At 34.0% G+C, this 12241-nt stretch carries 14 protein-coding genes, 1 pseudogene and 1 riboswitch; of the genes and pseudogenes, 5 read left to right on the top strand and 10 right to left on the bottom strand.

The annotated features are described in order from the left end of the window. Window position 1: 1 nt before the first annotated feature. The gene (locus TR08_RS20295; RefSeq protein ID WP_045521371.1) at window positions 2–496 is read right to left on the bottom strand and encodes a hypothetical protein; all 495 of its coding nucleotides are present in this window, start codon (window positions 494–496) and stop codon (window positions 2–4) included. A gap of 11 nt (window positions 497–507) precedes the next feature. After that, window positions 508–1233 carry a hypothetical protein gene (locus TR08_RS20290; RefSeq protein ID WP_045521369.1) on the bottom strand — a complete coding sequence of 242 codons (726 nt, stop codon included), beginning with the start codon at window positions 1231–1233 and terminating at the stop codon, window positions 508–510. Between the two features lie 171 nt (window positions 1234–1404). Between TR08_RS20290 and TR08_RS20285 the strand changes: the two genes are divergently transcribed. After that, on the top strand, window positions 1405–2109 hold the full coding sequence (locus TR08_RS20285) for a recombinase zinc beta ribbon domain-containing protein (RefSeq protein WP_238579204.1): 705 nt from the start codon (window positions 1405–1407) through the stop codon (window positions 2107–2109). 298 nt (window positions 2110–2407) lie between these two features. Here the strand turns inward: TR08_RS20285 and TR08_RS20280 are convergent, their stop codons facing one another. The 3 genes from TR08_RS20280 to TR08_RS20270 all read right to left on the bottom strand — a co-directional run bounded on the left by TR08_RS20280 (window position 2408) and on the right by TR08_RS20270 (window position 4793). Next, on the bottom strand, window positions 2408–3394 hold the full coding sequence (locus TR08_RS20280; protein ID WP_045521368.1) for a hypothetical protein: 987 nt from the start codon (window positions 3392–3394) through the stop codon (window positions 2408–2410). 136 nt (window positions 3395–3530) lie between these two features. Beyond that, a complete protein-coding gene (locus TR08_RS20275; protein ID WP_045521366.1) occupies window positions 3531–3977 on the bottom strand; it encodes a hypothetical protein in 447 nt (148 codons plus the stop codon). A 9-nt stretch (window positions 3978–3986) separates the two neighbouring features. Next, entirely contained in the window at window positions 3987–4793 is an 807-nt protein-coding gene (locus tag TR08_RS20270; RefSeq protein WP_045521364.1) for a toll/interleukin-1 receptor domain-containing protein, read from the bottom strand. 261 nt (window positions 4794–5054) lie between these two features. Between TR08_RS20270 and TR08_RS20265 the strand changes: the two are divergent. Beyond that, window positions 5055–5543 (top strand): annotated as a pseudogene (locus TR08_RS20265) (dihydrodipicolinate synthase family protein); the annotation flags it as partial. Window positions 5544–5614: 71 nt separating this feature from the next. Continuing rightward, on the top strand, window positions 5615–6502 hold the full coding sequence (locus tag TR08_RS20260) for a Gfo/Idh/MocA family protein (RefSeq protein WP_045521362.1): 888 nt from the start codon (window positions 5615–5617) through the stop codon (window positions 6500–6502). Window positions 6503–6654: 152 nt separating this feature from the next. Here TR08_RS20260 and TR08_RS20255 read toward each other — a convergent pair whose 3' ends face one another. The 4 genes from TR08_RS20255 to TR08_RS20240 all read right to left on the bottom strand — a co-directional run bounded on the left by TR08_RS20255 (window position 6655) and on the right by TR08_RS20240 (window position 10246). After that, window positions 6655–7689: a M28 family metallopeptidase gene (locus TR08_RS20255; RefSeq protein ID WP_045521360.1), complete on the bottom strand. Its 1035-nt coding sequence runs from the start codon at window positions 7687–7689 to the stop codon at window positions 6655–6657. 151 nt (window positions 7690–7840) lie between these two features. Further along, entirely contained in the window at window positions 7841–8701 is an 861-nt protein-coding gene (locus TR08_RS20250; RefSeq protein WP_045521359.1) for an amidohydrolase family protein, read from the bottom strand. Between the two features lie 307 nt (window positions 8702–9008). Further along, a complete protein-coding gene (locus TR08_RS20245; RefSeq protein WP_045521357.1) occupies window positions 9009–9845 on the bottom strand; it encodes a hypothetical protein in 837 nt (278 codons plus the stop codon). A 44-nt stretch (window positions 9846–9889) separates the two neighbouring features. Next, on the bottom strand, window positions 9890–10246 hold the full coding sequence (locus tag TR08_RS20240; protein ID WP_052427545.1) for a hypothetical protein: 357 nt from the start codon (window positions 10244–10246) through the stop codon (window positions 9890–9892). A 228-nt stretch (window positions 10247–10474) separates the two neighbouring features. Next, window positions 10475–10569, top strand: a riboswitch (guanidine-I (ykkC/yxkD leader). A gap of 65 nt (window positions 10570–10634) precedes the next feature. On the opposite strand from TR08_RS20240, the gene TR08_RS20235 reads away from it, so the two are divergent. Beyond that, entirely contained in the window at window positions 10635–10961 is a 327-nt protein-coding gene (locus tag TR08_RS20235; protein WP_045521355.1) for a DMT family transporter, read from the top strand. A gap of 80 nt (window positions 10962–11041) precedes the next feature. Continuing rightward, the gene (locus TR08_RS31325; protein ID WP_238579203.1) at window positions 11042–11290 is read left to right on the top strand and encodes a DMT family transporter; all 249 of its coding nucleotides are present in this window, start codon (window positions 11042–11044) and stop codon (window positions 11288–11290) included. Window positions 11291–11352: 62 nt separating this feature from the next. Here the strand turns inward: TR08_RS31325 and TR08_RS20230 are convergent, their stop codons facing one another. Then, the gene (locus TR08_RS20230) at window positions 11353–12171 is read right to left on the bottom strand and encodes a purine-nucleoside phosphorylase (protein WP_045521353.1); all 819 of its coding nucleotides are present in this window, start codon (window positions 12169–12171) and stop codon (window positions 11353–11355) included. Between the last annotated feature and the right edge of the window lie 70 nt (window positions 12172–12241).

Raw genomic sequence — 12241 nt, 5'->3', positions numbered from 1 at the left:
TTCACTCACCAACTATTTTTGAAATTATTTTATTTAATTTACTAATCTCAAACTCTCTGATTACTTTTGAAATTAACTTAACTTTTAACTGAAGTATTGAATCACCTTTTTCTAATCCATTAGTAGAATAAGCTAATTTAGTTCGATTAAGTGTTATTTTACTTTCACTTACATTAATTAACGAACGAGATAATAACTGTGTCACACCTTTCTTAAAGCGTTCGTTGTATTTTTCAGTTAGGAATGGCATTAATATTGTATCTAAATTAAACATTTCTCGTTCAGGTAAATCATTTAAAAATTCTTGTTCCAATTTCGCGCTATATAATATTCCAACTAAAACATTGGTGAATCTATATAAATAAAAAGAAACGGCCAGTTGTTCGATGTTACATTCCTCTAGCTCATTAAGCAGAAGTAGTAGTATATATCCATTTATTTCCCTACTTTCTTCTATTTCATATAATTTATGCTCATATTCCAAATCTCTTTTCATAGTTCACTCCGTTATTCATTAAATATTAAACATTGTGCTGTTGTTCCAAAGACTATTCCATATAAATAGTTAGTTGTATTAATATTTTTTCTATGTTCTTCGGGTAGAAATAAGTATAATTTCTTCAATAATTCATTAAGCCTCATTTCAGGTGAGAACTTTTCTACTGGATATTCAATTAGAACCTCTTGGTAAAGCTGACTAACTTTAATATCAATATCTCGATATGATTGAAACCCTAATTTTTTTGCTTTTCTTTGCAATACAGAGTTATCATTTTTTTGTTCAATCCCCAACTTCCTAGTACTCGGTTTAAATTTAGCCTTAAATCTTAACTTAGCCTTAAATTCCATATGTTTAACAAAACTACCATTAGGAAACCCTTCACTTTGTCCATTATCAGTTACCTCAACTTTTTCTAATGAACTTAATAAATCTTGGTAGAGTTTACCAAAGCCAATAGCTAAATAAGTATTAATACCAGTTGTATTAATTGAAGCCGTAGGGGGAATAAACATTTTCTTTAATTCTTCATCAATTAAATGATAATTTCCTTTCTGATTCGCTCGGCTCACAATTGCCTCCGCTTTTTGTTCATTAGTATATTGGTTAGAGAATATATTCTGTGGATACTCACCAATACATCTAGCAAGTTCATTAAATTGTTTTTCACTAAGTTTCAATTGTATTAGTCTTTCTACTAAGTTACCCTCCGCTTGCGGTGTTAAATGATTCATTTTACATACCTCACATACTAACCATTTCAGATAAATAATTGTTTAACATTAGACCTTTACTAATCAGATTATTTATTTTTCTCTTATTATTTAATCTACTCTAAATAATACCATATTCTTACTTAAATATACTGAATGATTGAGAGCATCTTTATAAGTAGACAAGTCGTTTTGAAATTATTATTTTCTATTCAGGTACGGGATATATTTGAAGCGGTACAACAAAATCTGATGAAGCAACGGAAGAAATTTATTACAGCCCCGAAGCTTCACTTATTTACGAACATCCTTTTCTGTGCTGACTGTAGTAAGGGAATGTGGTTTCGAAGCAACCTCCAAAATGGTTATGTATGTGGCAATTATGCTCGTCATGGTAAAAAGGCTTGTAGCGCCCATACTATCAAAGAGAATTTTCTCAAAGAAACGATTTTGTATGATATTAGAACACTAGTCCAAGAAATCGATAAAGAGCAATACTTGAAAGAGCTTGAAGCAAAGTCGAAGAAATCAAAGGAGGATTTGCAGCAGAAGCTTGATAAACTCATTAAGCAAATCGCTGTGTTGAAGAATCGTAAGAAGAATTTCATCAAAATGCTAGCTGATGAAAATATCAAACATGATGAATATTTAGATATGGTCGAGGATAACAACACCGAAATGATCCAACTAGTCGGAAAGAAAAATGAAATGTTATTGATGCTTGAAAGTGAACAAGTGATCGATAATATCGACAAGCTTAAACAAGAGCTTCTTCATTTTCTTAACTTTGATGAATTAACACCTGAAATCTTACATCGTCTTATAAATCGGATTGATGTAAAAGAAGACGGCACACCGGTTATTCATTACCGATTTGCCGCCCCAACATTTGAATAGAAGCAGGATTTCCCCTTATCGGGAACCTGCTAAATTTTTTAAAATCATCTGCGATACTACCTCTACGTGTCTGGACTGCTGATTGTAGACATTTATTTTTATTATTAATGATGTAGCCTTGTTCACCTTACTTATATATAATACAAGCAGTTTTAAATTTTGCTGTCACCTGTGTTTCTAGTATCTATATGTACCCACAAATATTAATAAATCAAGGTTCTTGACTTCTAGCATTCTCTTGTGATTTCGAATTTTTAACATTTGGGCACCAAGTATGCCACTTATTACCCGATCTACATTATGATTTTTGCATTGAATGGTCCACAAATGCAATTTCGCTATTTGATGAAAATATTAGAATTACTAACATACCATTATTAAAACCATTTTCATTAAGGTTGTTATGAAAAGTTATAGGGTAGTTGTTGTCACTATTTTTTAAAGAAAATATAGAGTATTTAGGACAACACCTAAATTTCTCTAAAAGTAACATCGTTCCTTTAGGACTAACTTTTGCCCCAATACTTCGTTCTAACCGCCCTGCATATTTTTTTGCATGTGCATAATCAATGACTTTGTGAACTGTTTCTGTCCAACTTTGATCAATCGGTAGAGCAGGAGTTGTTGTGTCTGTAATAATCTTTCTGCCCTCTTTGAATTGTATAATATCAACAATTTGTTCTATAAACGAAGATTCCTCTATTGACCCGTTGGGTAAATTCACCCTATATCTATTCTTTGAGGGATAATCGACATCTTTTATTTCATTATGTATTTCTAGAAATCTTGCACCCTCATGAGCCCCTGGCTCATCTACTACATTGTAAGTCTCCTCTGAATACGGATTTTTAAAACGAAATAATGGCCATTCTGTGTATAGTTTTTCTTGGATTTCGAAATCTTTATAACTTGTATCAGTCACTTTTACTTGATATAAAAGTGAGTTACTTGATGGAAATCCACTTTGATCCATCTCAACATGAATAACTAATATATCTCCAATTTCACACCCTTTTTTTGCGTCCTTTGGTCCAGCAGAATCTTGAATGACCTCAACAACTTGTGGTTGTAAGTGCGTAAAAAATGAAGTCATAAATACTCTATTATTGGTTTCTGTCTTCCATGCATTACTAAGAGTCTCAAATTCCTCATGCATTTTTATAATTATTTCCTTTTCTGAAACCTTTCCAGCACCAACATTCTCCTGACATTTATTATAAACATCACTAAAGTATGTAGCAGCTTTCTCAATTAATCTTTCTCTTAAATTATTATTTAATTTCACTATTAAAAACCTCCTTACTCATACCAATATTATTGCTTTAAAAATCAATTCATTTTCATAAATATTCAGTAAAAGATTAATTGGGTTTATCTTCTGTAGTAAGATAAACCCAATTTATGAGCTTTTTCCTGTAATTTTATGAATTTATTAATTTTGCTAGTAGGATACTACAATCGGTATCCATAAAACTAATAACAATTGCGATAATCACTACACATAAAATTGGTAAATAGAATAGTCTTAAGGTTTTTGAAAAAATAGCGTTTTTCCAACTACGTTCTTCTGTATTAAAAGAAATAGGGTCCATCAGAAAATCAATATCATCTTGATCTAAAGTTGTAGTATAGTCATACAGTGTACGAAATAACCATTCTTGATGTAGAAAAAAGCCATCCAATAACCAAAAAGAAAGTGTTGGAAGTAATGCTAATATTATAAATTTGGATTCCATTTCTTCCACATTTGCAAATGCAAATAACCCAACAACTAGTGTAACTGTCCACCCTTTTAGTAAAAAGGAGTTATTTGCCATTCTGCTTATAGTATTTTGAAGCATTTCAAGATGTTTCAATTTACCTTCCATACTATCCCCCTATCTTACTATCATAATTTCATTTATAATATCTAAATTCTCAATGAAACCATGCTGCTTATATAGTACATCTAATGGGTGTACTTGCCCTTTAGTAATATTAATTGCTTCTGTAAACGTGCTGTACCAACTAATCAAGTGATTATAATTTATGTCAGCAAGATGATTTAAATCCAGGTTATAATTAATTGTTAATTGTTCTGAAAGATCTTCAAATGCTTTATGTATTATTACTGATTCTCTTTCAGGTTTGATTTTTCTTATTAATTTTGACATAGCAATTTCAAGGTAAATCCATGGAGATTTTGTTTGTTCAATTGCACCTTTGGTTTCAATCGAATTTTGAGAATTAATAAATATTAAACATTCTGTCTTATCCATCATCATAGTAAGAGCTGTAGATAACATCATATGAACATGGCTTGTCGAGTGATTTCTTTTTTGGTAACTATAATTACCATTATTCTGTAAACAATGTTTATCATCAATTTCCTTCAATAAATCACCTGCATATCCCCAAACAGATGAATCTATAAATGCAGTAAGTCCAAAATGTTCTTTAAGCCAACCAGCCAATCCTAATGCAATATTTTGATCCTTATGAGAATGTGATATAAAAACATCAGCTTCAATTTGAGGAAACCAGTTATCACGCATAGCTGTACCATTTAAACTATTATCGTCTTGAAGAAAATGATCTAATTCTTTTTGAACTTGTTTCATATTTTCATTATAAATAATCATTCCTTTTTTGATAAAATCTTGTGCTAGGGCTTTATCCGCTACTAAGTTATATCCTGCAAACATTTTTACTCCCCCGGTTTAAAAAAATGATAGACTGCCATAATTTGACTATATTTGACCTTAATTTCCATAATAATATTATCTGGAATAATTTTCAACAATAACACTTGAATTGTCGCTTATAAAAAAGTTTGATTAAAAATCTTCATCCACGCCTTAAACAACAGAAGAAAAAAAGGCTGCCATTGCAACCTTTTTTACATTAAGCCCCCGTTAGTACAATAGTGATAAATGCAAATAATTATTTCATACCTGAAGGATTAAGTCAGAGCAGTTTGCCGTTCTACACGTTGTGATGAAATTGCTTTGTATACAGGAAATGATGATAATATCGTTAATGATTTATTAACAACCTACGAAGTAAACGTTAATGGCACTATGGTGAAAAAGAAAATTATTGGTGGCCTGTTAGGACATTGGGCTGTCTGGACCCATAAAGCGGTAGAATTATTTGAAGAGATCAAGGGTGTCAGAGATTCAAATCACATTCCTGCTTCCCTGTTAACACTAGGTCAGCAGGTTACCGATGCGAATGCTGCATTTTTCGATTCAGCCCACCATTTCCAGGGCTGTATTGCCGGAATCAATGAAGTATTGGCCAGACAAAGGCTGCTGAAAGGGAACTGGTGCCTGTTGGAAAAGGAAAAGTTGAGTCCCGGCCAAAGCGAAGAAATCGACCGCGTTTATAAAGACTATCCCCATTTACACGATGACGAATTTGTGAAACAGTTTTTGCTTGTCTCAAGTAAGTAACATTAACATGACGAAATGAAAAGAAGCTGAACACTTTTAGATGTGTTCAGCTTTTTATGGAGGATTGCCCGATGGAAAATCTTAAAATTGGAATGATTGGTTTAGACTCTTCACATTGCATCGAGTTTACCAAGCTATTAAATGATACTCATCACCCTTTTCATGTGAATGGTGGAGTCATTCATGCTGTTTATCCCTTTTTTTCGGAAAACCTACCCATCAGCAAAAACCGTGTTCAGCAATTTAAGGAAACGCTGGAACTTAATTTTGATTTACATATGGCACATTCCATTCAAGAACTAGCACAGTCATGTGATGCCATTCTGATAACAGCTGTTGACGGGGATAAGCATCTCGCTTTATTCAAGGAACTTCTTCCTTATAAAATTCCAGTATTTATTGATAAACCATTGACCCTATCACTAGAGGAAGCCGAGGAAATATTTTCTCTTTCACAGAAATACCAAATCCCCGTCATGAGTTGCTCTTCCCTCCGTTTTGCCGAATCCTTTTACAAGCATCTAGTACAACTTCAGGAAGAGGTGAAGAGTCTCTATGTTCACGGCCCCCTTCCCATGCAAGAAAACATTCCCGGTTATTTTTGGTATGGCATTCATGTGGTAGAAATGGTCATCGCCGCCATGGGGACAAAAGTAAAAAATATAAACGTCTTTAAGAATAGTCAATATGAGACGATTGTTTTTGAATGGAACGATGGTAGACATGCCGTCATACACGGTGAATATGAATGGCACCCTCGCTTTGGAGTGACCCTACATACTGACCAATGCTTTTATAATGCGGATATTGAAAAAGATGTTAAACCTTTTTATGCTAGTCTTCTTGAGGAAATCGTCTGCTTCTTCAAAACAAGAAACAGCCCCGTCCCCGCAGAAGAAACGTTAGAAATCATCTCGTTATGTAGTCAAATAAACAAGATTAGGAATGAACTTCTTTAAAAATGGAGTCTAAAATGTAATATTTAGAAAAGGCCAAAAAGAACCGAGCTTCTTTAATTCGCTTTCATTTTAAACGAAGACTTTTCATTTATAGAATTCCCGCCTTTTATTTCTTGTAATATTGAATCAGACGGAGAGATCGTTCGGCCGGATTAAAGTATCCTCAACGTTTTCAAAGTTGATTTGATACTTTCTAAATCATTATTCGGAGTTTTTGATAATTCTCTTATCAAGAAATCGCATATGCGGTCAAGATTATGATGAGGTCCTATTTCAGCTTTTAAAAAACGACTTAGCTCAACAGTTTCTGATTCATGATCGAATGGAGGATTGTCACCGGAGGAAAGTAATAATTCAGCAGTACTATCACCAAATTTCCTGTTTATCGTTAAAATGCAGTGTGAAATATAAGTAGAGATATTTGAGATCTTCTCTAAATTTAATTTTTCAAATGTATCTTTCGGAGTATGATAGTAAGGATCATGACCACATGTGAAAAATAGGTTTGGCTTCCTGTTACGATCAAAGATATAATTATCGGATAAATAAAATAATCTTCTGCTTCTTAACCTGTATATTTGAAGATTTTCCATATGATTTTGTGTGATTTCAATAGATTTCGATAAGATTAGGGATGTATTTGCTCCAATCACGAACAAAGAGTTTTCACGGTCTTTTACACCTACAGAATGACCACACAAATCTAAGATAAATGCCCCAAGAAAATGATCGTAATTTAATCGTTTTTGACTTTCGCGATAAAAATATATACTACCCATGCTTTTGGTTAAAAAGTATCGGTGCTCCTCCATATCAAAGATTGCTAGAACAATATTTATATTTAAGTTTGATGACTTTAATGAATCCAGCACAGACAGTAGTATTCCAATGGCAGCAGCATTATCATTTGCCCCTGGACAGCCATTTATATGATCATAGTGGGCTCCTAAAAGCAGCCATTTATCATTGTGTCCCTTTCTTCTGGCAAGGAGATTTCGTCCAATCTTACCATCAAATGCGGTATAGGTTTGTTCCCATCTTTTCTCTAATAATGGAGTTAACGACAACTTCTCAAACTGTTCCAAGATAAGTCTTCTTGCAATTTCATGCCCTTTTGTTCCTGGTACTCGCCCATTTAGGCTCGGATTGGATAACTTTTGGATGAGTCTAATATATTCTTTTTTCAACAAGTATCCCCCCTTTGACATCTCCTATATCTTGATTTAAGGAGCAATTACATTTGCTTGAAAATGACTATTATAAAAACTTAGCCTTGAGCTTTTACCATGAATACACTTAATCCATTAAAGGGTCATTTTTGGAATAACATCTTAGTTATCAATTAATCAATCCTAAAAAGTTTTTCCCAAGAATATATTCCTTTTGGTAATCAGGAATTTGAAGTGACTCAATCCAACTTTTCTTTTCTGAAAAGTCATATTCATTAAACTTTTTCATTCCATATGGTCCGTCACAACCATAAAGCACTTTACGATACCCTAGAGATTCCACTGCATTCTTTACAATAGAAAGATTAAGATAATCACTTGATGTATCAACATATACATTTGGTTGATCCTTAACGAATTTCCACAGTTGTTTCCAAAAAGGAAGTCCGGCGTGAGCATAAATTACTTTAAGTTCCGGATAATTTTCAGGCAAATATTTGTATGAGTCTGGTTCTGAAGATAAATGAATAATCATAGGTATCCCTTTTGGTTCACAAATAGCTGCAACTGAATCAAGTTCCTTAATACTATATTCATGCATGAACGGATGAGCCTTCACTCCGATAAAACCGTGTTTATTAAGATAAACCTCTAAAACTTCCACTGATTCAGGAATCAATGGGTTCACTGTAACCCAGCCTAGAAATCGGTCTGGAAACCGATCAATTGCAGCAGCAACAATGTCATTGTTCGGCTTGGTAAAAATTTTGTATGATTTTCCATAAAGTTTGAAATAGCCATCCTTCACTAGCCCATCATAAATTTTGAGTCCAATTTGTGGTGCATTCAGTATTAGAAAACGGAAAAAGCTTTGTAAATTATGTTGAAAAGTACTATCTACTTCAAACATTGTTTCATTCATGGGAGCAATCAAGGCTGTTTTAGATATATCATGTTTATCCATACCCTCTATCATTTTTTCGAGGGTCAACATTGTCTCATCCACATGAAAATGGCAATCAACGTTCATAAAGTTCCTCCCCATTTACAAGGTCACTCAATTTTCTAAAGGAAGTCAGTCTCTTAGATTCGCAAAAGGCCTCATATAATATATATTCAAAAACTAATAATAAGACTTTTTTCTACATTTCTCGGGTCTTCCTCTTTTATTATTTTCCAATATATTAAAACCTTGAAATGTCGTTATAATTCACCAAAAATCCACCTTTTCAAATGTAAATTATCGTAAAAATCTCCACATCAATGATCCAATTATCATTATAGTTTTACGGCTTTATATGAATTTTTATAAATTGAAAGGCATCATCTTCTGGGTTTCATTTCACTCCATTTCTATATGGTTGAATAAGGTTTCTTAGTCCTAATATGGCGTTGTCACTATCCAGTAAGAGGTTTTTGATTTGCTGTGTTGGTAGATTGATATACTTTTTCAACCAAAATACCACTTCGTCTATATCAGAAGAGTCATGTTGATGAAAGGCACTAATCATTCCATCTAAAAGTGGTTTCATTATCGTAACTAAATGAACCTGAATATGTATTGGGGCTTTAATCGTTACTTCCAGTCCGTAAAAATCGCTTTTTGTTCTATCCAGAATATTTACCAGTCCGGCTTTCATTGCATGCCAGATCGTATGAGGTTTTGTCTCACTTGCTAATTTAGGGATAGGGATGCTTTTCCATGTTGCCAATGTCCTTTTCTTTATCCAATATTGTGAATTTGTTTCATCTTGGTCAACAATTTTATATGATTGGTAGTGTTCAAAATGATGTCCATTCACGATAAGAGGATATTCGTATGCTCTTTCAAATTGAAGGGATTTTATGTTTAAGTGATTAAAGGATGATGGCCCAACTTTGTAGAATAAGACGTTTTCTACATCAAAGAAGCGTTGATCCATTGATTTATATAGAGCCTGTAAACATACGCCATCCCCTTTCAACCGTTTTAGATGATGCCGAATGGCATTTCGCATTTCCAAAAGCCATCCTTTCGGCTCATATGGAAGTCTTTGTGAGCTATAGACTTCGATGCTATTATCGTTTGGGGTGTTGATAAAATAATGTGATTGATTATCTTTTTTATCTTCTTTTAGGATATCTGCGAAAAATTCCTGCCTGTTGTTTTTAACTCTTTGCAAGTCTTCTTTCATACTTTCGTAATTTATAAGACAATACTTTCCTCTAGAAACTTTATTTAAAACACGATAATCGTCCGGGATTCGTGAAGATTCGCAATAATTGTATTTTGGTAGCTTAAACGATTATTCTCTTCACGAAAGAAATTCGCCAGCATTTCCCGGATGTTTTCTTTCTTCGTTTGCCCAGTCAACTTCTCGGCAATATCATCAATTGCGATATGAATGAGTTCTGCAGCTTTCTTGGCATCCTTTTTTACTGCACCCCTAAACCCCAATTCTTGGGCAATGATATGCTCCCAAGTACTTCCATAGGGTGCTCCACCATCCGTGTATGCTGCAATAAAATAAAAGTTTTCGTCTGAATCTTCCTCGAAGTATTTGTTTTGTTTATGGCGTTTTACTTTTCTCTTCAACTACTTTCCCTCAGTACTTTTGGCCAATCTCCGACTGAAAAGTATTTCAGCCCTTATCCATCTCTTTTATGTGGAGAAGCACATTTACCGCTTCATCTACATTTTACTATTCAAATATCATTATAGAATCCAAAGAGTAAAAAATGAAGCTCGACTCAGGTCTCGTTCTTCTATATTTTACTATTGAATAATTTTAAAAAGTGTATTTAATCAATGTTAATTGTATACGTAAATGTTTTCTAGGGTTCCGCAATTGTGTTGGTCTGGTCCGAGAGAAAACTCACAGCCTAGCTGAGTCACGGAAGGATAAAAGCCTGGGAGATACTGTTTAACAGTTATCTCTCGGGCTTTTTTTATTTAAAAAAATGAATAATGGAGGTAATCGATAATGAATGCGAACTGGTTGAAAGTGTTTATTGGGGCTTTTTTTGAGGTGTTGTGGTTGATAGGTCTAAAACATGCAAATGGCTTTTGGACTTGGACAGGAACCGTGATCTCGATTATTGTGAGTTTCTATTTAATCATCATGGCGGGTCGGAAACTGCCGGTCGGTACTGTATATGCCGTATTTGTTGGTTTGGGGACAGCAGGAACGGTCATATCTGAAATCATATTCTTTGGAGAACCCATCAAGGTAGAAAAAATAATGTTGATTTTACTTTTACTGGCCGGTGTTCTTGGATTGAAGTTACTAACAAAAGACAATTCTCATTAAGGAGTTGAGTCCTAATGGCGTGGATTTCATTAATTTTAGCCGGAATTTGTGAAGCATTTGGTGTGGTTACCATCAATTAATTGAATAACAGTCGGAATTGGCAATCGCTATTACTATTAATTTTCGGATTTGGAGCAAGTTTCCTTTTTCTTGCCTACGCAATGAAAACTCTACCTATGGGGACTGCTTATGCCATATGGACGGGAATTGGTTCATGTGGTGGAGCACTATTGGGAATCATTATTTACGGTGAATCAAAAGATTGGAGAAGAATTGCATGTATTGCATTAATACTAAGCGCAACCATTGGATTGAAACTTGTTTCCTAAAAGTAGAAAAGATAGCTGACTTTTTATCATGATGATAAAAAGTCAGCATGAATATAAATGTATTACATTCTTGTAATGGTTTCCTTAACTAGTTTGATAAATTTCTCTCTTACCATAGCAGCCACTTCAATGACTTCATCATGACTTAATGGTTGATCGAGAATCCCACATGCCATATTGGTTAAACAGGAAATACCAAGTACCTTCATACCTCCGTGAATAGCTACAATCGCTTCTGGGACAGTTGACATACCAACAGCATCCGCTCCTAATGTACGAATCATGCGAATCTCAGCAGGAGTTTCATAAGCCGGTCCACTCCACCAAGCATAAACGCCCTGTTGTAGGGTGATGTTTTGTTCTTTTGCTACATTAACTGCAATATTTCGTAATTCACGATTATATACTTGAGAAAAATCAGGGAAACGGGTTCCTAATTCATTATTGTTTGGCCCAATCAATGGATTTGTACCCACTAAATTGATATGATCCGTAATTAACATTAAATCTCCTGGGTTGAAGGTTGTATTGATCGCACCACATGCATTCGTGATGAGTAGATTCTCTACACCCAGCGCCTTCATTACACGTACTGGAAAAGTGACTTCATCTAAAGTAAAGCCTTCATAATAATGAAAACGTCCCTTCATCGCCACTACTGATTTTCCCATTAATTCCCCAATTACTAATTCGTTTGCATGGCCGATTGCTTCAGATTTTGCAAAGTGAGGAATCTCGCTATAAGGAATTGTGACAGGATTTGCAATTTCATCTGCAAGAGTTCCCAATCCAGATCCTAAAATCATCCCAATCGTTGGACGATAGCCAGTCTTACTCATGATGAAATCTCTAGCTTCTAAAATATCTTGCATTTTATGCATAAAAAACATCTCCTTTTTTCAAAACAATTTATAAAAAAAGTGTAATAGATTTTGAAGCTATTGTAAATGA

This window comes from Neobacillus niacini (assembly GCF_000759675.1).
GTDB lineage: Bacteria > Bacillota > Bacilli > Bacillales > Cytobacillaceae > Neobacillus > Neobacillus niacini_A.
This window is presented reverse-complemented; position numbering and strand designations above follow the sequence as displayed.